At 64.6% G+C, this 18,985-nt stretch carries 22 protein-coding genes; 11 read left to right on the top strand and 11 right to left on the bottom strand.

Going from position 1 to position 18,985, the window contains the following annotated elements; translation table 11 throughout:
* Window positions 1-172 precede the first annotated feature (172 nt).
* Genes CH266_RS21925 through CH266_RS25565 form a run of 4 tightly spaced genes read left to right on the top strand, consistent with a single transcriptional unit; the run spans window position 173 to window position 3,502 of the window.
* The gene (locus tag CH266_RS21925; protein ID WP_032370043.1) at window positions 173-1,453 is read left to right on the top strand and encodes an ABC transporter substrate-binding protein; all 1,281 of its coding nucleotides are present in this window, start codon (window positions 173-175) and stop codon (window positions 1,451-1,453) included.
* A gap of 14 nt (window positions 1,454-1,467) precedes the next feature.
* On the top strand, window positions 1,468-2,514 hold the full coding sequence (locus CH266_RS21930; RefSeq protein WP_176457179.1) for a carbohydrate ABC transporter permease: 1,047 nt from the start codon (window positions 1,468-1,470) through the stop codon (window positions 2,512-2,514).
* Entirely contained in the window at window positions 2,511-3,332 is an 822-nt protein-coding gene (locus tag CH266_RS21935; protein WP_032389427.1) for a carbohydrate ABC transporter permease, read from the top strand. Before CH266_RS21930 ends, CH266_RS21935 begins: the two co-directional genes overlap by 4 nt.
* Window positions 3,329-3,502: a hypothetical protein gene (locus tag CH266_RS25565; RefSeq protein WP_167327633.1), complete on the top strand. Its 174-nt coding sequence runs from the start codon at window positions 3,329-3,331 to the stop codon at window positions 3,500-3,502. Before CH266_RS21935 ends, CH266_RS25565 begins: the two co-directional genes overlap by 4 nt.
* Here CH266_RS25565 and CH266_RS21940 read toward each other — a convergent pair.
* Together CH266_RS21940 and CH266_RS21945 are read right to left on the bottom strand one after the other, a co-directional pair.
* Window positions 3,486-4,370 (bottom strand): LysR family transcriptional regulator, encoded by an 885-nt coding sequence (locus tag CH266_RS21940; protein ID WP_032385220.1) that lies wholly within the window; start codon window positions 4,368-4,370, stop codon window positions 3,486-3,488. The genes CH266_RS25565 and CH266_RS21940 overlap by 17 nt on opposite strands.
* Window positions 4,361-4,795: an MmcQ/YjbR family DNA-binding protein gene (locus CH266_RS21945; RefSeq protein ID WP_032385219.1), complete on the bottom strand. Its 435-nt coding sequence runs from the start codon at window positions 4,793-4,795 to the stop codon at window positions 4,361-4,363. The genes CH266_RS21940 and CH266_RS21945 overlap by 10 nt, the downstream gene beginning before the upstream one ends.
* Window positions 4,796-4,903: 108 nt before the next feature.
* Here CH266_RS21945 and CH266_RS21950 point away from each other — a divergent pair, with 108 nt between their 5' ends.
* On the top strand, window positions 4,904-5,254 hold the full coding sequence (locus tag CH266_RS21950; RefSeq protein ID WP_032389425.1) for a nuclear transport factor 2 family protein: 351 nt from the start codon (window positions 4,904-4,906) through the stop codon (window positions 5,252-5,254).
* Between the two features lie 95 nt (window positions 5,255-5,349).
* On the opposite strand, the gene CH266_RS21955 is transcribed toward CH266_RS21950, so the two are convergent.
* Both CH266_RS21955 and CH266_RS21960 read right to left on the bottom strand, forming a co-directional pair.
* A complete protein-coding gene (locus CH266_RS21955; RefSeq protein ID WP_027495057.1) occupies window positions 5,350-6,432 on the bottom strand; it encodes an inositol-3-phosphate synthase in 1,083 nt (360 codons plus the stop codon).
* Window positions 6,425-7,015 (bottom strand): PadR family transcriptional regulator, encoded by a 591-nt coding sequence (locus tag CH266_RS21960; RefSeq protein ID WP_027495058.1) that lies wholly within the window; start codon window positions 7,013-7,015, stop codon window positions 6,425-6,427. The genes CH266_RS21955 and CH266_RS21960 overlap by 8 nt, the downstream gene beginning before the upstream one ends.
* A gap of 197 nt (window positions 7,016-7,212) precedes the next feature.
* Between CH266_RS21960 and CH266_RS21965 the strand changes: the two genes are divergently transcribed.
* From CH266_RS21965 to CH266_RS21975, 3 genes are read left to right on the top strand one after another with little or no spacing between them, the layout of a single operon-like run.
* Window positions 7,213-7,656: a phage holin family protein gene (locus CH266_RS21965; RefSeq protein ID WP_230074919.1), complete on the top strand. Its 444-nt coding sequence runs from the start codon at window positions 7,213-7,215 to the stop codon at window positions 7,654-7,656.
* Window positions 7,653-7,931 carry a DUF3618 domain-containing protein gene (locus tag CH266_RS21970; RefSeq protein WP_032367665.1) on the top strand — a complete coding sequence of 93 codons (279 nt, stop codon included), beginning with the start codon at window positions 7,653-7,655 and terminating at the stop codon, window positions 7,929-7,931. The genes CH266_RS21965 and CH266_RS21970 overlap by 4 nt, the downstream gene beginning before the upstream one ends.
* On the top strand, window positions 7,928-8,200 hold the full coding sequence (locus CH266_RS21975) for a DUF4235 domain-containing protein (RefSeq protein WP_032370038.1): 273 nt from the start codon (window positions 7,928-7,930) through the stop codon (window positions 8,198-8,200). Before CH266_RS21970 ends, CH266_RS21975 begins: the two co-directional genes overlap by 4 nt.
* 26 nt (window positions 8,201-8,226) lie before the next feature.
* On the opposite strand, the gene CH266_RS21980 is transcribed toward CH266_RS21975, so the two are convergent.
* Together CH266_RS21980 and CH266_RS21985 are read right to left on the bottom strand one after the other, a co-directional pair.
* Window positions 8,227-9,069 carry a DUF1707 SHOCT-like domain-containing protein gene (locus tag CH266_RS21980; protein ID WP_032389424.1) on the bottom strand — a complete coding sequence of 281 codons (843 nt, stop codon included), beginning with the start codon at window positions 9,067-9,069 and terminating at the stop codon, window positions 8,227-8,229.
* 24 nt (window positions 9,070-9,093) lie between these two features.
* Entirely contained in the window at window positions 9,094-9,909 is an 816-nt protein-coding gene (locus CH266_RS21985; protein WP_255175996.1) for a DUF1707 SHOCT-like domain-containing protein, read from the bottom strand.
* A 99-nt stretch (window positions 9,910-10,008) separates the two neighbouring features.
* Here CH266_RS21985 and CH266_RS21990 point away from each other — a divergent pair, with 99 nt between their 5' ends.
* The 3 genes from CH266_RS21990 (at window position 10,009) to CH266_RS22000 (ending at window position 14,715) form a co-directional block, all read left to right on the top strand.
* Window positions 10,009-10,440: a DUF5318 domain-containing protein gene (locus tag CH266_RS21990; RefSeq protein ID WP_027495064.1), complete on the top strand. Its 432-nt coding sequence runs from the start codon at window positions 10,009-10,011 to the stop codon at window positions 10,438-10,440.
* 339 nt (window positions 10,441-10,779) lie between these two features.
* A complete protein-coding gene (locus tag CH266_RS21995) occupies window positions 10,780-13,155 on the top strand; it encodes a transglycosylase domain-containing protein (protein WP_371828549.1) in 2,376 nt (791 codons plus the stop codon).
* Between the two features lie 111 nt (window positions 13,156-13,266).
* Window positions 13,267-14,715 carry a glycosyltransferase family 87 protein gene (locus CH266_RS22000; RefSeq protein ID WP_052053643.1) on the top strand — a complete coding sequence of 483 codons (1,449 nt, stop codon included), beginning with the start codon at window positions 13,267-13,269 and terminating at the stop codon, window positions 14,713-14,715.
* On the opposite strand, the gene CH266_RS22005 is transcribed toward CH266_RS22000, so the two are convergent.
* The 5 genes from CH266_RS22005 to CH266_RS22025 all read right to left on the bottom strand — a co-directional run bounded on the left by CH266_RS22005 (window position 14,690) and on the right by CH266_RS22025 (window position 18,947).
* Window positions 14,690-15,823, bottom strand: a complete 1,134-nt coding sequence (locus tag CH266_RS22005) for a TerD family protein (RefSeq protein WP_255175995.1) — start codon at window positions 15,821-15,823, stop codon at window positions 14,690-14,692. The genes CH266_RS22000 and CH266_RS22005 overlap by 26 nt on opposite strands.
* Before the next feature lie 90 nt (window positions 15,824-15,913).
* Window positions 15,914-16,141 (bottom strand): helix-turn-helix domain-containing protein, encoded by a 228-nt coding sequence (locus CH266_RS22010; protein WP_032370035.1) that lies wholly within the window; start codon window positions 16,139-16,141, stop codon window positions 15,914-15,916.
* Window positions 16,141-16,719, bottom strand: a complete 579-nt coding sequence (locus tag CH266_RS22015) for a hypothetical protein (protein WP_230592950.1) — start codon at window positions 16,717-16,719, stop codon at window positions 16,141-16,143. The genes CH266_RS22010 and CH266_RS22015 overlap by 1 nt, the downstream gene beginning before the upstream one ends.
* Before the next feature lie 105 nt (window positions 16,720-16,824).
* A complete protein-coding gene (locus CH266_RS22020; RefSeq protein WP_032370034.1) occupies window positions 16,825-17,559 on the bottom strand; it encodes an ESX secretion-associated protein EspG in 735 nt (244 codons plus the stop codon).
* Between the two features lie 2 nt (window positions 17,560-17,561).
* Complete coding sequence (locus tag CH266_RS22025; RefSeq protein ID WP_094716200.1) at window positions 17,562-18,947, bottom strand: PPE domain-containing protein; 1,386 nt, start codon at window positions 18,945-18,947, stop codon at window positions 17,562-17,564.
* Between the last annotated feature and the right edge of the window lie 38 nt (window positions 18,948-18,985).

Below are 18,985 nucleotides of genomic sequence, written 5' to 3' on the forward strand. Positions count from 1 at the left end.
GGCACCTCCGACACGTCCGGGTTGACCGATTCAGGAACTCGATAATGACCCCTACGCGGTGAGTTGTGTGCCACAGTACCCATCGACATATGTGTCGGGGGAGCATCACAGAACGATTCTGCGTGCCCATCTCCGGGCGCATACCACCGCGTAGAAGTAAGTGGAGAAAACAATGGCGTCTTTGATCACGAAGGTGGCAGTGGTTGCGACAGCAGCCACGCTGCTGACGCTCACCGGATGTTCGAGCGACAGCGGTTCGAGCGGCGATTCGGGTGCTGCATCCGAAAATGCCGACGGCCGTGGACCTATCACCTATGTCGAGGGCCAGGACACCACCGAGACCGGTGTCGTCCAGCAGATCATCTCGGAGTGGAACGCCGCCAACCCTGATCAGCAGGTCACCTTCAAGGAGCAGTCCGCCGACGCCGATCAGGCCCACGACGACTTCGTTCAGCAGCTCCAGGCGCAGCAGAGCGACTACGACGTCATGGCACTCGACGTCGTCTGGACCGCCGAGTTCGCGGCCAAGGGCTGGCTCGTGCCGCTCGAGGGCGAATTCGCACTCGACAACGCAGGCGTTCTTCCGGCGACCGTCGCGAGTGCGACCTACAACGGCAAGCAGTACGCCGCGCCGAAGAACACCAACGGCGGACTGCTCTACTACCGCAGTGATCTGCTCCCCGAAGCACCCACCACCTGGGCCGAGCTCACCGAGGACTGCCAGGTCGCCCGCGACAACAACATCGACTGCTACGCAGGGCAATTCGCCCCCTACGAGGGTCTGACGGCCAACGCGTCGGAGATCATCAACGCGCACGGCGGATCGATCGTCGGCGAAGACGGCAAGACCCCCACCGTCAACAGCCCGGAAGCCAAGGCCGGACTGCAGACTCTGGTCACCGCGTTCGAGACCGGCGTCATCCCGGCCCAGGACACCACGTTCAAGGAGTCCGACAGCCAGCAGGCGTTCCAGGACGGAAAGACACTGTTCCTGCGCAACTGGCCGTACGTCTACGGCACCGCCGCAGAAGAAGGTTCGGCTGTGGTCGGAAAGTACGCGGTCGCACCGCTTCCCGGCGTCACCGGCGTGGGCACCTCGACGCTCGGCGGATACAACGCCGCGATCAGCGCGTACTCCGAGAACAAGGCCACTGCTGCCGACTTCCTGCGCTTCATGCAGGGCGAGAAGGCGCAGCGCATCATCGCCGAGGGTGCTTTGCCGCCCGTGCTCTCCTCGCTGTACGACGATCCCGCACTGATCGCCGCGATGCCGTACCTTCCCGCATTGAAGGCATCCATCGAGAACGCCGTTCCGCGTCCCGTCACCCCGTTCTACCCGGCCGTCTCGAAGGCCGTGCAGGACAACGTCTCTGCCGCCATCAAGGGTGAGAAGAGCGTCGACCAGGCGATCACGGACATGCAGGCCGGTATCGAAACCGCCGGCGCCAACTGATTTCGGGAGAACCAATGGCTGTACCTGCTGGTGTGACCAGTGGGGCCGCCGCAACCACCGCGGCCGGGGGCTCGTCCCCCGGCCGCGGTCGGCATGTGCGGTCCAAGAACAAGCGGTTCGGCCTGACGCAGGGTCGGGCCTGGCTGTTGATCGCACCGACGATGGTGATCCTCGCGATCGTCATCGTCTACCCGGTGATCCGGGCCCTGGTGATGTCCTTCTCCAAGGATCCCGGTCTCGATCCCGTCACCGGCATGTTCGTCACCGGTGGATCTGCCGGCTTCGACAACTACACGCACTGGATCCTGCAGCAATGCACTTCGGCGTCGGGCACGTTGGTGCCCTGCCCGCCGGGAACGCTGGGGTCGCAGTTCTGGGGCGCCGTCGGAAACACCGCGTTCTTCACGGTCGTCACGGTGTCCATCGAGGTGGTCATCGGCTTCGGAATGGCCGTCATCATGGGCAAGACCTTCGCCGGACGCGCCCTGTTGCGAGCGGCAATCCTGATCCCCTGGGCGATCCCGACGGCGGTCACGGCCAAGCTCTGGTACTTCATCTTCGCGTACGACGGTGTCGCCAATCGCATTCTGGGAACCAACATTCTGTGGACCGGCGACGCGTGGCCCGCTCGTTTCGCCGTCATCATCGCCGACGTGTGGAAGACGACGCCGTTCATGGCGCTGTTGATTTTGGCCGGGTTGCAGATGATTCCCGCCGACGTCTACGAGGCGGCCCGCGTCGACGGGGCGTCGGCGTGGCAGCGGTTCACCAAGATCACACTGCCGTTGGTCAAGCCCGCGTTGATGGTGGCAGTTCTGTTCCGCACCATGGACGCGCTGCGTATGTACGACTTGCCGGCGATCCTCACCGAGGGCAATCCCGCCACCCGAACCATTTCGATCCTGGTGGTGGATCAGATTCGGCAGGGATTCAACAGCGCTGCCTCGTTGTCGACGATCTCGTTCATCATGATCTTCGTCGTGGCGTTCATCCTGGTGAAGTTCCTCGGTGCCAATGCCGTTGCCACTCAGGACAATCAGCGCAAGGGGCCCGGCCGATGAAGCAAGCTCGCATCTATCTCGGCGTCGTCGTCATTCTCGTCTGGGGACTGGCACCGTTCTATTGGATGGTCGTCACCGCATTCCGCGACCCGCGCTACACCTTCGACACGACGCCGTGGCCGACGCACGTCACGTGGGAGAACTTCGAGAACGCGTTGTCGACGGCAAACGGCAACAATTTTCTTCGTGCGGTGGGCAACAGTCTGATCGTGGGCGGCGCGACCACACTGATCGCGTTGGTCTTCGGCATCTTCACCGCATACGCACTCTCGCGCATCGACTTTCGCTTCAAGTACGTGGTGACGGGCATCATCCTGGGTGCGTCGATGTTCCCCGTCGTCGCATTGGTGACCCCGCTGTTCCAGTTCTTCACCAACATCGGCTGGATCGGCAGCTACCAGGCGATGGTCATCCCGAACATCTCGTTCGTCCTACCGCTGACGATCTATACGCTGGCGGCGTTCTTCGCCGAATTGCCCTGGGAGCTCGAAGAAGCCGCGCGGATCGACGGTGCCGGACGATTCCAGGCATTCCGCCTGGTGATGCTCCCGCTCGCCGCGCCTGCCTTGTTCACCACCGCGATTCTCGCGTTCATCGCCGCAGTGAACGAGTACCTGCTGGCCAGTCAGCTCTCGAGTGACAAGACCGAACCGGTGACCGTCGCCATCGCGCGGTTCACCGGCAACGATCCGCTCGTGGTGCCGTATGCCGCGATCATGGCCGCGGGCACCATCGTTGCGATTCCACTGGTGATCATGGTGCTGCTGTTCCAGCGCCGCATCATCTCCGGACTGACGGCGGGCGGCGTCAAGTCGTGACGGCGCAGGACCACCTGCAGTTGTTGGCAGGCATTCTCGGGTTCTTTGCGCTGGTAGCTCTCGGTTTCGCCGTAGCCGGGATCATCGGAGGTGATCCCGGCGTGCTGCCGTCCGTAGCGCTGCTCGGCTTGCTGGTCGCACTGTGGTTCACCGTCAAGAAGATTCGCTGAAACTCGTCGTCGCGATGCCCACCAGTTCGGCCAGTGCCGGACTCATCGCGCTGCGCCACACCAGGGCCAGCAGGGCGGCGGTGTGCGAGTCGGTCAGCTCGATCGCGACGAGCCGGTCGCCGTAGAATTCGGCCATCGACCGGCTGAGAATCCCGACCCCCAAACCGCGGGTGGCGAGGTCGGCTACCGCGTCAGGTGCGCTGGCCTGCAACGTGATCGACGGTGACAGACCTCCCCCGGCGCAGTCCCTGTCGAACACCGCACGAATTCCGGTGCCCGGCGGAAGGGCAACGATCGGATATTCGCACACCTCGGCGAGTGTCGCGTCCTTCTGCGCCGCCAGTGGATGCTCCGCCGGCACGGCGGCAACGATCCGCTCGTCGATCACCACCATCGATTCGAGTCCGGCGGGGGTCCGAGAAGCGAGACCGACCAACGCAAGATCCAGCTCGCCGGATCGAACATCCGCGACGAGATCGTCCGAATTACCCTCGCGCAAAGCAATGTCGACGCCGGGATGTGCCGCGTGGAAGCCCGCCAACGCGTCGAACAGTGGGGGAACGGTGCAGGCGGTGACCATACCGACGCTCAGTCTGCCGCGCAGTAGGCCCGTCACATCGTCGACGGATTGTTTGACGGATCCTGCCGCGGCGAGTGTCGCGCGGGCCTGCGGCAACGCCGCCTGGCCGGCTGTGGTCAAAGTGGCTGTGCCGCCGGATCTGTCGATCAGCTCGGCCCCGAGTTCGCGCTCGAGCGCCCTGATCTGCGCGCTGACCCCCGATTGACTGATGTGAACGCGGGCGGCAGCGCGGGTGAAGTTCGCTTCCTCGGCCACCGCGACGAAATACTCGAGCTGCCTCAGTTCCATTGCTGTACTCCCAGATCGGGACCTTCGCCGGCATCGAGGCGGGCTATCGCGCGCTTCGGCGCGGTGACGCGGTAGCTGCAGTCGATCAGTTCGGCGGCTTCGGCCCAGACATCGCTGTCGGCCTTGTCTTTGCGGTCACTGCTCAGGTCGAACCCCACCCAGCCTGCGGGTCCGAGGTAGGCGGGATGAAAGTAGCGCGGCTCGAGTTCGCAGGCTCGCTGCTCCTCGGCGCTCTCGCATTTGACGATGATCGACAGATCGAACTGATCGCCGCCTTTGACGCCACCGCCGAAGTAGACGAACACCGAGGTCGTGCGGAAGGTCGGCCTGCCGTGCGAAACCTTCTCGGTCACGTCGGGGTACGCGAACGCCAGAGCGCGAACGCGTTCGAGAATCGGATGCTTCGAGGTGGGATCGATGGCCACGCGAGAACCATAGCGCGTAGCGTCTAGCTGCGGCTATGAGTAAAAGTTCTGGTTATGATCGGAACCAACTGTTGGACTTCTGACTGCGCCGGTTCGAGACTCGAATCCATGACACAGACACCCGCACAAATTGCAGCAACCTACTTCGAGGCCTGGAAGGCGAAGGACTTCGACACTCTGGCGTCGATCCTGCACGAAGACGCCACGTTTCGGGGGCCACTGGGCACCGCCGACAGCGGCGAAGAATGCGTCGCCGGGTTGAAGGGAATGTCGCAGATCGTCGCCGACATCGACATCGCGCACGTCTTCGTCGATGGCTCGAACGTGCTGACGTGGTTCGAGCTGCACACGTCGATCGCACCCCCGGCCCCCACCGCGAACTGGCAACGAATCGAGAACGGCAAAATCACCGAAATCAGGGTGACCTTCGACCCGCGCGCCATCGTCGAGGCGGGATAGACGAACGCCCGCCGGTACTCAATGTGACATTTGGTGGCCTTTTCGGGGGTCAATGTCACGTTGAGTGGACCGGCGGGCGTCGGTGCCGCGGAGAATTACGCGTCGATGATGAAGGCTTCGAGTTGTTCGCGAGCGACGTCGTCGGCCAGCTGCTTCGGCGGGCTTTTCATCAGGTATGCGGAAGCCGGGATGACCGGTCCACCGATGCCGCGGTCCTTGGCGATTTTCGCGGCGCGGACTGCGTCGATGATGACACCGGCGGAGTTGGGTGAGTCCCAGACCTCGAGCTTGTATTCGAGGCTCAGGGGAACGTCACCGAAGGCGCGGCCTTCGAGGCGGACGTAGGCCCACTTGCGGTCGTCGAGCCAGCCGACGTGGTCGGACGGTCCGATGTGGACGTCCTTGGCGTTGAATTCCTTCTGCAGGTTCGACGTGACGGCCTGGGTCTTGGAGATCTTCTTCGACTCGAGGCGGGTGCGCTCGAGCATGTTGAGGAAGTCCATGTTGCCGCCGACGTTGAGCTGCATGGTGCGGTCGAGCTGCACGCCGCGGTCTTCGAACAGCTTCGCCATGACGCGGTGGGTGATGGTGGCACCGACCTGGCTCTTGATGTCGTCGCCGACGATGGGGACGCCAGCGTCCTCGAACTTCTTGGCCCAGACGGGGTCGGAGGCGATGAAGACGGGGAGGGCGTTGACGAAGGCGACGCCTGCGTCGATGGCGGCCTGTGCGTAGAACTTGTCGGCTTCTTCGGATCCGACGGGGAGGTAGGACACGAGGACGTCGACCTTGGCGTCACGCAGTGCCTGTGCGACGTCGACTGCTTCGCCGTCGGCCTCGGTGATGGTCTCGCGGTAGTACTTTCCGAGGCCGTCGAGGGTCGGTCCGCGCAGGACGTGGACGTCCTTCGGGGGCACGTCGGCGATCTTGATGGTGTTGTTCTCGCTGGAGAAGATGGCCTCGGAGAGGTCGAAGCCGACCTTCTTGGCGTCGACGTCGAACGCGGCGACGAACTCGACGTCGCGGACGTGGTACTTGCCGAACATGACGTGCATCAGGCCGGGAACGGTGGCGTTCTCGTCTGCGTCCTTGTAGTACTCGACACCCTGGACCAGGGATGAGGCGCAGTTGCCCACACCCACAATGGCCACGCGGATTGCGTTGTTGTTCTCACCCATGGTCGGGTTCTCCTTCTGTCTTGACTGTCCTGTTTGGTGCTGTGTGGGACGGTGCTGGGTTGGGGGCGGCTTGCTCGGCTGCGATGACTTCGTTGAGCCAGCGCACCTCGCGTTCGCTCGATTCGAGACCGAGCTGGTGGAGTTGCCGGGTGTAGCGGTCGAGTGTTCCGTTCGCCTTGGCCACAGCGTCGCGGAGGCCTTCTCGGCGCTCCTCGACCTGGCGTCGTCTGCCTTCGAGAATGCGGACCCGAGCTTCTGCCGGGGTTCGACTGAAGAAGGCCAGATGTACGCCGAATCCGTCGTCGGTGTAGTTCTGCGGTCCGGTGTCGGCCACCAGTTCGGCAAATCGTTCCCTGCCGAGGGGGGTGAGCACGTACACCCGTTTTGCTCGTCTTTTCACGAGCAGTTCGGGACCGGCGTCCTCGGCGATGAGCCCGTCGGTTTGTAGTCGACGGAGCGCCGGGTACAGCGATCCGTACGAAAACGCACGAAATGCTCCGAGCAGGCCGGTCAGCCGCTTGCGAAGCTCGTAACCGTGCATGGGTGATTCGAGAAGCAGTCCGAGAATTGCGAGTTCGAGCATGCAACTCCCCCTTCTCGAATCCAACGATCACATCCTGGCGATGCGATGAGCCACACTATCGGAGAATGTATCGCGCCGATACATGAAGTGACAAACCAATGGCCGGTTACGTCGCGCGAATCGGCATTTACGGACGTGTTTTTCGGGGTTCTTCGCGGGTATCGACACAGGACGGCACCACATCGAAGGAGCGCATCATGCACGAAAACGATCAACCGCCCCCGCTGTCGAACGCCGAGTCCGAGCGGGGCTCCCACGTGGCGGACCTGTCGACTGTGCAACTGATCGAGCGACTGACGACTCAGGTCTCGACGCTCGTCCGGACCGAGATCGACGCCGGACTCGCCGAAGTCAAGAGCAAGGGAAGCCGCCTCGGGGTAGGCGTCGGAATCTCCGGCGCGGGTGCGTTGCTGCTGTTCCTCGGGCTCGCCACCTTGATCGCTACCGCAGTGCTCGGACTGGCGACAGTGTTGTCCGCATGGCTCGCGGCGCTGATCGTCGCGATCGCGGTGCTGGCGATCGGGGGCATTCTGGCCGCAGTCGGCGCGTCCCGGGCCAAGAAGGCCTTGCCGCCGATTCCCGCGGACACCGCAGCACGTATCGGCGACGACATCACCGCAGTGAAGGAGGGAATCCGATGACCGACACACCGGCGCACAGTGTTCCCGGCAACTCCGATCAGCCGCCCAGCATCGAGGAACAGCGTTCCGAACTGGCCGACACCGTCGCCGCTCTCGCGGCCAAAGCCGACATCCCCACTCGAGTGGGCAACGAGGCCTCTCGACAGGCGACACGTGCCTCCGATGCGGTGCGCAGTAGGCCCGGCACTGCCGCAGGGGCCGTGGGCTTCGTGGTGACCGCAGTGTTGGTGACGGTTCTTCTTCGTCGCCGACGTACGAGAAAGGTGTTTCGATGAGTGCAGTATCGAAGGCGTTCTACAGACCGATGTCGTTGGCGACGAGTGTGCTCGGCGGGCTGGCGGCCGGCGCGGTGTTCAAGCAGGTGTGGAAGCACGTCGGCGACGACGACGCGGCGGCCCCCGACCCGAAAGATCTGAATCGCTCCGTCCGAGAGGTGCTGATCGCGGCAGCCGTCCACGGTGCGGTGTTCGGCGTCGTCAAGGCCGCAGTCGACAGGGCAGGGGCAACCGGTTACCGCGCCATCACGCACGAGAGCCCGAAGTAGCCGACACGCAACATGATTCGCGGCGTCTATCGGCTTACCGAGACGATGTTGCCCGCGAAGTCCGCTTCGACGCGGCCACCCTGATCGTCGTCGTTGTGTGCGGTGATCGAGATGCGCTGCTCGCCGCGGGAATCGGTGATCATGACGTACTCGACGGCGGCGTCCGGAACCCCGACGGCCTCGGGCGTTCCCGCGACGAGGCCGGCCAGAACTGCGGAATCAATTGTGGCCCAGTCGAAGAGAGCCTCTTGCGCGTCTGGCGCGTCGGTCTCGTGATACATCTCGAACCCCCCGGAGACGAACACGCGCTCTCGTCGGCCCTCTGCCGTCGGGCGATAGACGTCGGCACGGTTGCCGTCCATCTGAATGAACACCTCGAGAACCTGCGAACTGCCGAAACGTTGCACGTAGCGTTCTCGGAAATCGTCGAGTCCGGCTGCCGTGTCGAAAACGAACGGGCGAGCGACTATCGGGGTGACGTCGACCGGCAGGTCCATCGGCACGGTGGGGGTCACGCTGCGCGTCGACGTGGATGCGACGACGGCAGCAGTCGGAACCGGTTGTTCGCCGGTCCTGGTCGACAGAAACACCACTAGCCCTACAGTCACGATGACGACCGAGCCGAGTGCCAGCAGTAGCCGGTTCTTCGGCTCGGATGTTCGCGGCGGTGGTTCCGGAAGGTCGACGTCGATTTGTAGGTCGGAGACCAGTCGTCGCAGATCGCGCAGGGTGATGGCCACCCGCGCACGTTCGCTACGTAGGCGGTGCTCGTCGAAGGTGAGCTGGCCGTCGGCGTATGCGGAATCCAGAACGGTGGCGGTCAGCGCGCGGTCTATGTCGCGAGCGCGAAAATCGGGTCGTGGTGCCACCTGCGGGCTTCCTTTCCGGACTGATCAGCCGAACGAAAACGGCGTGACACGCAGGAAGTTGCCTGCGGGATCGAATAGGAGAGTTCCGCTTTCCTGGTCGGTGTTGTCGGCGGAGACGGAAATTTGCGGGCCGTTGTCGCTGCCGTGGAAGCTCACGTTGTAGCTGTCGATGCGACTCATGTTCAAGCTCTCGCGGGCACCGGCGATGATCCCCGCTGCCTTCGTCAGATCGACCGTCGCCAGGTCGATCTGAGGTTCGTCGAAGTCGCGGGTGCTCGAGAAGTTGTCGTCGTAGTCGTCGATCACGCCGTCGCGATAGGTGTAGCTGACCTGTTTCTGTGGCACCCCGGGTGCGGGTGCCGAAATGACGGCGTAGTCGTCGTACAGCCCGAGTCTGTCGACCACCGACGTGCCGATCTTCTGTTGCAGTGCATCGACGATATCTACGACGACTGCAGGATTCTTGTACCCGGCCGACCCGAGACCCGATTCGGGGTCATCGGTGTTCGAGCACGCGCGAATGCCGAAGGTGAGCGCCACGAGGGCGGCAACGGCAGGGACCGCGACGGCCATGAAGCCCAGGCGTGAGCCCTTTGCCGTCGTGATCGGATGCGCGAACTCGATCGGGTCGGCCATCGGCGGCAGGTCGGTGTCGTTCTGAAGGTCCTCGATGAGGGCGTGCAGATCGGCGATCGTGTCGGCTTCCTTCGCCAGATCGATCCTTGCGGCGTGCTCGAAATCGGACAGCTGGCCATCGGCGAGTGCTTCGTCCAACGTGGCGCAAGTGTCGGTGCGATCCACATCACGCGCTCGCGTACTGGGTGACAGTCGCGTCGGCACAGGTGGAGCATAGTTTCTCGGCCCAGGAATGGGGGTCGATCGTCGTCCAGGCGGGGATCGCAGGTCTCCATCGACACTGCCGCACGTACTCTGGTTCTCGTGCGACTTCAGCGACAGGTGGTGGACTACGCCCTTCAGCGTCGGTCGCTGCTGGCCGAGGTCTACTCCGGTAGGACGGGCGTGGCAGCGGTCTGCGATGCAGATCCCTATCTTCTACGTGCCGCCAAGTTCCACGGCCGCGGCAGCGACGTAGTGTGCCCGATCTGCCGGAAGGAGCAGCTCACGCTGGTGTCGTGGGTGTTCGGCGAGAAGCTCGGACCCCTGTCCGGCTCCGCGAGAACGGCCGACGAACTCGGCCGGCTGGCTGCCACCCAAGAGGAATTTTCGGTCCATGTGGTCGAGGTCTGCCGCTCGTGCAGCTGGAATCACCTCGTCCAGTCCTACGTCCTCGGGGCCGTGCCCGCACCCAAGCAACCCCGTCGCCCACGATCGGGATCCCGTCAACCGAACCGTCGAACTGCGAGTGAATGACACAATCGCTTCGCTGAACCCAGCCACCGAGAATTCGACGCGGCCGCCGAGATTACTGGAGATTCGTACGTGAGTTCCCCCTACGACAACAACCCGGGTAACAACGAACCTGGCCGTAGCGACTCCGGACGGCGCCCCGACGTGCCCGGACCACCGCGCGGCAGCCGCCATTCCGATCCGCCCGGACGTCGTCCGGTACCTCCTCCGGGTCAGCGTCCGCTACCGCCTCCCGGGCAGCGTCCGATGCCACCGCAGGGTCGACCGCCGATGCCACCTCCGGGTCAGCGTCCGGTACCGCCTCCGGGCCAGCGCCCCGGGCCCCCTCCTGGGCAGCGTCCGATGCCACCGCAGGGTCGACCGCCGATGCCTCCCGCCGGCCAACGTCCGGGTCCGCCTCCGGGTCAGCGTCCGATGCCACCGCAGGGTCGACCGTCCGGTGACGGTCGCTACGCCGCGGCAGGTGTCACTCGATCGGGATCCGTCCCGCCGCCACACGAACCGAACGATCCATCAGCTAGCTCCTCGGGCAACGAACCGCCCGAGCCCCCCGAAAGAGGTTCCGCCGCGAAAACGAAGAAGAAGTCCAAGTGGCGGGTAGTTCGACGCACGTTGTATGCGTTGGTCGCCTTGGGCCTGATAGTGCCGATTCTGCTGTTCATGGTGGCGTACACGCTGGTGGACGTCCCGCGGCCCGGTGACCTCAGGACCAATCAGGTTGCGACGATCTTCGCCTCCGACGGGTCGAGCGTGCTCGGCAAGGTGGTGCCACCCGAGGGCAACCGAACCGATGTCACGATCGACCAGATTCCGGAGCACGTGCGTAACGCCGTGCTCTCGGCGGAGGATCGCGACTTCTATTCCAATCCCGGGTTCTCGGTGACCGGCTTCGGCCGTGCCCTGCGCGACAACGTTCTCGGACGTGACAGCGCGGGCGGCGGTTCCACGATCACCCAGCAGTACGTCAAGAATGCGGTGGTCGGCTCCGAGCGGACGTTGACGCGAAAGATGCGCGAGCTGGTCATCTCGTCGAAGATGGCTCGCCAATGGTCCAAGGACGACATTCTCGCGGCGTATCTGAACACCATCTATTTCGGTCGTGGCGCTTATGGCATCGCTGCCGCGTCGACGGCGTACTTCGGCAAATCCGTGGATCAGCTCTCGGTCGAGGAAGGCGCAGTACTGGCTGCGACCATCCAGCAGCCGTCCGGACTCGATCCGGAAGTCAACCCCACCGGTGCTCAGTCGCGGTGGAACTACGTGCTTGACGGCATGGTCTCGCAGGGCCAGCTCGATCCGACTCAGCGTGCGGCGATGCAGTATCCGCAGTGGGTCCCCATTTCTCAGGTCGATTCGGGTGATGCCGCCGACGCAGGTCCCAACGGTCTGATCAAGGCGCAGGTACTGCGTGAGTTGTCGGCTGTCGGGGTCAGTGATCAGGATCTGAACACCGAGGGTCTGCAGATCACGACGACGATCGATCCGAGGGCGCAGGCCGCCGCGGTCGAGGCCGTGGACAACAACCTGCAGGGTGAGCCGTCGGAGCTGCGCACGGCGTCGGTGTCGATCGATCCGCGCAGTGGCGCGGTCCGCTCGTACTACGGCGGCGCGGACGGGCGCGGTTTCGACTTCGCGCAGTCCGGGTTGCAGACCGGATCGTCGTTCAAGGTGTTCGGCCTCGCCGCTGCCTTGGACCAGGGCATTCCGCTGTCGAAGATGTACGACAGTTCCTCGCTCGACGTCAACGGCATCCAGATCAGCAACGTCGAGGGCGAATCCTGTGGCACGTGCACCATCGCCGAAGCCCTCAAGCGGTCGCTGAACACGAGCTTCTACCGCATGATGCTGGGCATGGACAACGGCCCGCAGGCGATCGCGGACATGGCACACAAGCTCGGTATCCCGCAGGAGATCGAGGGCGTCGGCCCCACGCTGACCGAGCCCGACAACGCGGGCCCGAACTACGGAATCGTGCTCGGCCAGTACCAGTCGCGGGTGATCGATATGGCCTCGGCCTACGCCACACTGGCAGCCTCCGGCGTCTACCACACCCCGCACTTCGTGCAGAAGGTCGTCACGGCCGACGGCACGGTGTTGCTCGATCGTGCACCCGAGGCCGGTCAGCAGGTCGTCTCGGCGGCGGTGGCCGACAACGTGACGTCGGCGATGCGTCCGATCGCCGGGTACTCCAACGGTCACAACCTCGCGGGTGGTCGTCAATCGGCGGCGAAGACCGGTACCGCGCAGCTCGGTGATACCGGACAGAACAAGGACGCCTGGATGGTCGGGTACACCCCGTCACTGTCGACGGCGGTGTGGGTCGGTACCGAGCAGGGCTTGCCGCTCGAGAACAGTTACGGCGGTCCGATCTACGGATCGGGCATACCGTCGGACATCTGGAAGGCGACGATGGACGGCACGCTCGAGGGCACCTCGAACGAGACGTTCCCGACGCCCGAGGCCATCGCCGGTCAGGCAGGTGTCCCGCAGTACTCGGCACCGGCCGCACCGGTCACGACGGTGGCTCCGTCCGCGCCGCCGCCCGTGACTCTGCCGATCCCGACGGAGATTTCGCCGCCGGTGGTCATCACGCCGCGTCAGGTCGAGATTCTGCCGGGCGTCACCATTCCGCTGCCGGGTCTGGCCCCGGCTCAGCCCGCACAGCCACCGGCAGCACCCGAGCCGGCAGCCCCCGAACCGGCGACTCCCGGCCAGTAGCACCGAACGGTGACGACCGAACCCGAGCGCAAGGGCAGAGCCCTTGCCAGTCCTGGTCGCCTGGACACGGCGAGTGCAACGGACCGTGACGCACCCAGCCGTACCGATCCGATGACCGAGGAACTGTCCTCGGTCATCGGCGGGCCGGTGGGCGCGCACGCTCTGGTCGGTCGGCAACGGTGGTTCACTGCGCTGCGGGTCATCCTGTTGCTCGCTGTGGTCTTTCTCTGCTTCGGCTGGTTCGCCAAGGCAGCGTGCATTCAACAGGCACCGGTGGGTCCGAACGGTGAACTCGGACTCGACTGGAGCGGCAGTCGCCAGTACGTGGCGATGTGCTATTCGGACACCGTGCCGCTCTACGGTGCCGAGCGGCTCGACCAAGGCGCGTTTCCGTACAAGAAGTCCTGGGAAGAAACGAAGGCCGACGGGTCGAGTCAGATCCGGTACATGGAATATCCGGTCATTGCCGGCCTGTACCAGTACGGCTCGATGGTCGTCGGAAAGGCATGGAACTCACTGAGTTTCCTGCCGCAAGCCCTGCCTGTGGTCGTCTACTTCAACGTCGTCGCTCTGGGATTGGCCGTCGCGTGGCTGGTCACCGTGTGGGCGACGGCGATCTCGGCGGGGCGACGCATCTGGGACGCTGCCCTGGTGGCTGCCTCACCGCTGGTGATCGTGCATGGATTCACCAACTTCGACGCTCTCGCAACGGCATTCGCGCTCACCGGTCTGCTGGCCTGGGCCAAGAAGCGGCCCGTACTGGCCGGCATACTGCTGGGTCTCGGCGGTGCCACCAAGCTCTATCCTCTGTTGTTCCTCGGGCCGCTGCTGGTGTTGTGCTGGCGGGCCGGCCGCATGCGCGAGTGGGGGCTGACCGCAGCGGCTGCCCTCGGGGCCTGGCTTGCGGTCAATCTTCCACTGGCCCTGCTGTATCCGACGGGGTGGTACGAGTTCTTCCGGCTCAACTCCGAGCGCGGAGCCGACCCCGATTCGCTGTACAACGTCGTCACTTCCTTCACCGGATGGACGGGCTTCGACGGCCCCCTCTATCCGGGGGACAAGCCGATGGTTCTCAACGCAGTCACGCTGCTGCTCTTCGCCGTCGTGTGTGCGCTGATCGCCTACATCGGTACGACGGCTCCGACCCGGCCGAGGCTGGCCCAGTTGGTGTTTCTGGTGGTGGCCGGGTTCCTGCTGACCAACAAGGTGTGGAGTCCCCAGTACTCGCTGTGGCTGGTCCCTCTCGCGGTGCTGGCTCTACCGCATCGTCGAATCCTGTTGGCGTGGATGGCAATCGACGCGTTCGTCTGGTTCCCCCGGATGTACTACTACCTGGGCGTGGACAACAAGGGGCTGCCCGAACAGTGGTTCACCGCCACCGTGGTCGTGCGCGATATCGCAGTGATCGGCCTGTGCGCGTTGATCGTTCGGCAGATCTACCGGCCGTCGGAGGATCTCATTCGAAACGGCAGCGCCGTCGACCCGCTCGGTGGCGTGCTCGACGGCGCTGCAGATCGAACCGGTCGGCGTGCGGTCACATATAGCGGCCGAGCTGCTTGACGGCTTCACCGGCGTGCTTGGCCTGGATGCCGTCGCCGATGGCCTGTAGCTTCCATTCACTGCCCTGGCGGTAGACCTTCGCCATCACCAATCCGGTGAACGGCATGCCGCCCTGCAGGGTGAAGCGGGCGAGTTCGGTGTTGGTGGTGTTGTCGACCAGCCGGCAGAACGCATTGGCGACCTGCTCGAACGTCTGGCCGCGGTACGAGGTGACCGTGAAGACGATGCCGGTGACGTGCTGGGGTACTCGCGTCAGATCGACGACGATGACCTCGTCGTCGCCCTCGCCCTCACCGGTCAGGTTGTCTCCCTTGTGCGTGATCGACCCGTCCTTGGCGTTGAGCTGGCCGTAGTACACGACATCGTTGACGTTGCGATCTGCCAGCATGATCGCCGACGCGTCCAAGTCGATGTTCGCCGCACGGCCCCCGCCGCCGAACAGTCCACCCTTCTTCGGGGTCGTCACCGGGTCCCAGCCGAGGCCCATGCGAATGACCGTCAGGGCAACTCCGCCGTCCTTGCGGAGAGTGACCTTCTGGCCCTTGGACAGACTGACGGGCTTGGACTTGGTGAGACTGACTTCCGGAGCCTGCGCGTCGTCCACGGAGACACCGTGATCGGTCACCAACGCAGCGAAACCACCCGCGTATCCCTGCCCCACGGCGCGCACTTTCCAGCTCCCCTGGCGGCGGTAGATCTCCAGCGCGATGACGATGGATTCGGAGCTGAGGCCGTCGATCGTGTACTCGTACAACACATTTCCCGCTGTGTCACTGACTCGCGCGACCGGGGGTGCCGATCGGCCGAAGTTGCTCGATGCGTCGTCGAGGGTGATGACCGCACGGATCTGCTCGATGTCGGACGGAACTGCGCCGAGCGAGACGGCGAGCCGCGCCGGCCCGCCCTGCCCTGGTTCGAGGCGAACACCGGGACCGGTCGGCTGATTGAAGAACACGAAATCGGCGTCCGTGCGCACCTTTCCGGCGTCGGTGACCAGAAGTGCAGACAGATCGGCCGGCACTGCCAGGGCGATGGACACGACGACGTCGCCGACGGTGAGGGGGCCGTTCTGACCCTTGGACAACGGTTGACCGGCCGGAGCAGACAATGTGGTGGACTCTCTCTCGAAGTGCTGGTTACCGTCATCCAATGTACTTGGTCGATTTGTCCGACTGATGTGACCGCGAAGGCCTGTCGGTCAGATCTGGCGGAGGGCGAACAGGTCACCCGGGGTGCAGCCGAGCACCCGGCATACGGCGGTCAAGGTGGAGAATCGGATGGCCTTGGCGCGGTCGTTCTTGAGTACCGACAGATTCACGACGCTGACCCCCGCCAGACGCGACAGCTCGGCGAGCGTCATGCCGCGGGCTTCGAGGATCTCGCCGAGATGACACACGACGAGATGGTCGACGAACTCCTCGGCCATCAGACCAGACCATCGGCATCACGAGCGAGCTTGGAGCCCTGGGCGATGGTGGCGTAGACGAATTGCAGGAATGTGGACACGAAGATTGCGATCCAGAGACCGGTGGCCGGTCGAGCGGTGTCCACGGTCCCGCTCAGCTCGAGCGCACCGACGACGCTGTTGGTGCCCAGCATGTTCGTGAACCCAGTGATGATGGGGTAGGCGAGAATGCACGCGCCGATCACTACGACGTCGGTGCGTGCGGCGTTGGTGAAGGGATTCCCGGCGATGACGCGATCGCAGAAGCGGTAGAAGAACAGCAGGCCCACCAGGATGATCACCAGTCCGACGGCGAGGGATCCGTAGCGCATCACGTCGATGAAGCCCAGCAGTCGTACGATTTCGGCTTTCGGGACGCTCAGCTCGACCGAGTTCCCCGGTTGCAACTGGCCTCCGAACAACTCCACCGGCGGGGTGTTCCACTCGGGTTCGACCGTGGCGCTGACGTAGTCCGAGGAGTGGTATTTCCACATTTTCCAGCCGGTCCAGCCCACGGCCAGTGCTCCGTAGAACACCATCGCCCACTTGTTGGTCCTCATGGAACCCAGTCCGTATGCCATCCCGCCGCCTCCATATCGATAGTCGATAACAACGAATATCGTTAACCTATCGAAAATCGATACGGTGTCAAGGGGTGGGCTGTGTCATCGGCGTAAGGCCGACTCCAACTGCCGCCCGATTTCCGCGACCAATCGGGTGGAATCGGCGGGTACTACGTCGATCGACGCGTGGGACCGAACGAGGTAGCGGCCGTCTCCGTCGAAGTCCATCCAGAAGAACGAGACGGCATCGGTATCGCGGCGGTGGTCGTAGGTGGCGCCGCGCGCGACGATCACCTCGCCGACTGCCGATCGCGGTCGGGCGAAAAACGCCTCGAATTTCTCGTCCGCAGTCGCGTTTCGAGTGGCCGTGGACAGGATTGCTCCGCTCGATGTGGTTGCAGTGCAGGGATGTTCGAGGGTCGCGGCCGCACGGCGTCCGGCCTGCACGGTCGGCACGGACTCGGCGATCCGTACGGGGGCAGATGCCGGGGTCACCGTGTCGATCGTGACCGAACAGTCCGGCCCAGGTCGTTGGGTGAGGACGACCGCGAGATCGTGGGTCACCGCTGCATGAACGCGCACCGGGCTGTGCCCGAAGTCGTGTGTGTCGCTTCGGCATTCGATGCGCACAGCGGGGTCGATCACCACTCCGATGGCTGCCTCGAGCCGCTCGTCCACCAGCGCGTCGATCCTCGCCGACGCTTCGCACCGCAGCTGTCGGAGCTGATCCTCGGTATCGACGTCGACGGTGACGGCCAGAGGGTAGGGCAACCGATCCCGTCCGAATCGACTGCAGAGCATCGCGAAATCCATGCCGTGCATGGTCCACTGCGTCACCGTCAGCCGCCGAGCACCGGGGGTGCGACGAGTGGCAGGTCACCGATCAGTTCGCTGCCGTTGCCCACGTCGATCAAGTAGCCGGGAGTGGTGTGTTCGCCGTCGTTGTCGCCGGTGCCACGACCTCCCGCCGCGCCCATACCGCCCACTCCGGGCATACCGTGAGCCCCTGCTCGACCGGCCGCCGCCGCACTCGTGCCGCCCGGGCCGCCGCTGGAACCGCCGGAACCGATCGGAGACCCGAGAACAGAGCCGCCGTAACCTGTACCGGAACCCACACCGCCGGCGGATCCGTTGTAGCCCGAGCCGCCGTAGCCCGAGCCGCCGTAGCCTGAGCCGCCGTAGCCTGAGCCGCCGTAGCCGGCACCCGGGGATCCTGTCCCCGAGGAACCGCCGCCTCCCACGTTGCTTCCGAGTCCCCCGGGAGCATTTCCGGGGCCACCGGCTGCGGCGGCCCGGGTCTCCCCGGACCGATCTGCAGGCGGCAGCGGTCCGGATGGACTCGAACCCGGTTGCCCGGGGCCCGATTGTCCAGGCGTCGCGGTGCCGGCATCGGTCTGCTGCGCGGCCGCCTGCGCTGCGGGATCGGGGGTTCCTGCCGAGCCTGCGCCCCCACCGGACGTCGCACCGCCGCTCCCACTGGCGGCCGGGAAACTGCCTGCCGGGAAACCGCCTGCCCAGCCGCCGGTGGAACCACCGCCTCCGCCGTCGACGGGATTGTGCGCCGTTGGCAATACCGGAACGTTGGTGTCGGACAGCACCACGCCCGGTACGTACACCGATCGCATGATCCGACGCGCTTCGTTCTGCTGCTCCTCCTGCACTGCCGTCGCCGTTTTGGTAGCGAACGGAACGGGGAGCAGGGAACCGATCAGGGTGCTGGCCTCGGACGCGACCACCGGCGGCATTCTCGACTTGGTCTGCTCGAATCCCGCGTGTGCTTCGAGCAGCTTGTTCCCAATCAGGCTCATCGACGTGGCCAGCGCGGACGCCGACGAGACGTAATCGCCTACGCCGCCGCGCACGGCGTCGGACATCGGCCCGGACCAGCCCGACGCCATGGCCGCCTCGATTCCCGTTCGGAAGCCGTCGGATCCGGAGCCGGCGGCGGCCGAGAGGTCGTTCCAGTTCTTCGACGAAGTCGCAATGGGACCGATGGCCAACGACCCGACCATGCCCGCGATGTCCTCGTGTGACATCACCTCGAACGGTTCGGTGATCGTCACTTCGTTGGGTTCGTAGTCACCGCGGTAGTCGAATGCCCCGTTCGCTTTCTCGAACGCCTCCCCGAGCATGGTGCCGACGAGCTCGGGCCCCACCGGGGTCACGAATATGTTGGTGACTATCCCGTCGATCGTCGCTTCGAGTTCCTCGTACGGATTCGCCATGCCCACCCCTTGCCACGCGCCTGTCCCCCCGACGAACT

Origin of the sequence: Rhodococcus sp. 06-1474-1B (genome assembly GCF_002258885.1) — a bacterium.
Classification (GTDB): Bacteria; Actinomycetota; Actinomycetes; order Mycobacteriales; family Mycobacteriaceae; genus Rhodococcoides; species Rhodococcoides fascians.

Excerpts from the sequence above, each read along its gene's own strand:
- CH266_RS21925 (WP_032370043.1), top strand. The coding sequence starts at position 173 with ATGGCGTCTTTGATCACGAAGGTGGCAGTGGTTGCGACAGCAGCCACG.
- CH266_RS21930 (WP_176457179.1), top strand. The coding sequence starts at position 1,468 with ATGGCTGTACCTGCTGGTGTGACCAGTGGGGCCGCCGCAACCACCGCG.
- CH266_RS21935 (WP_032389427.1), top strand. The coding sequence starts at position 2,511 with ATGAAGCAAGCTCGCATCTATCTCGGCGTCGTCGTCATTCTCGTCTGG.
- CH266_RS21940 (WP_032385220.1), bottom strand. The coding sequence starts at position 4,370 with ATGGAACTGAGGCAGCTCGAGTATTTCGTCGCGGTGGCCGAGGAAGCG.
- CH266_RS21950 (WP_032389425.1), top strand. The coding sequence starts at position 4,904 with ATGACACAGACACCCGCACAAATTGCAGCAACCTACTTCGAGGCCTGG.
- CH266_RS21955 (WP_027495057.1), bottom strand. The coding sequence starts at position 6,432 with ATGGGTGAGAACAACAACGCAATCCGCGTGGCCATTGTGGGTGTGGGC.
- CH266_RS21960 (WP_027495058.1), bottom strand. The coding sequence starts at position 7,015 with ATGCTCGAACTCGCAATTCTCGGACTGCTTCTCGAATCACCCATGCAC.
- CH266_RS21965 (WP_230074919.1), top strand. The coding sequence starts at position 7,213 with ATGCACGAAAACGATCAACCGCCCCCGCTGTCGAACGCCGAGTCCGAG.
- CH266_RS21970 (WP_032367665.1), top strand. The coding sequence starts at position 7,653 with ATGACCGACACACCGGCGCACAGTGTTCCCGGCAACTCCGATCAGCCG.
- CH266_RS21975 (WP_032370038.1), top strand. The coding sequence starts at position 7,928 with ATGAGTGCAGTATCGAAGGCGTTCTACAGACCGATGTCGTTGGCGACG.
- CH266_RS21995 (WP_371828549.1), top strand. The coding sequence starts at position 10,780 with ATGCCACCGCAGGGTCGACCGCCGATGCCTCCCGCCGGCCAACGTCCG.
- CH266_RS22000 (WP_052053643.1), top strand. The coding sequence starts at position 13,267 with ATGACCGAGGAACTGTCCTCGGTCATCGGCGGGCCGGTGGGCGCGCAC.
- CH266_RS22010 (WP_032370035.1), bottom strand. The coding sequence starts at position 16,141 with ATGGCCGAGGAGTTCGTCGACCATCTCGTCGTGTGTCATCTCGGCGAG.
- CH266_RS22015 (WP_230592950.1), bottom strand. The coding sequence starts at position 16,719 with ATGAGGACCAACAAGTGGGCGATGGTGTTCTACGGAGCACTGGCCGTG.
- CH266_RS22025 (WP_094716200.1), bottom strand. The coding sequence starts at position 18,947 with ATGGCGAATCCGTACGAGGAACTCGAAGCGACGATCGACGGGATAGTC.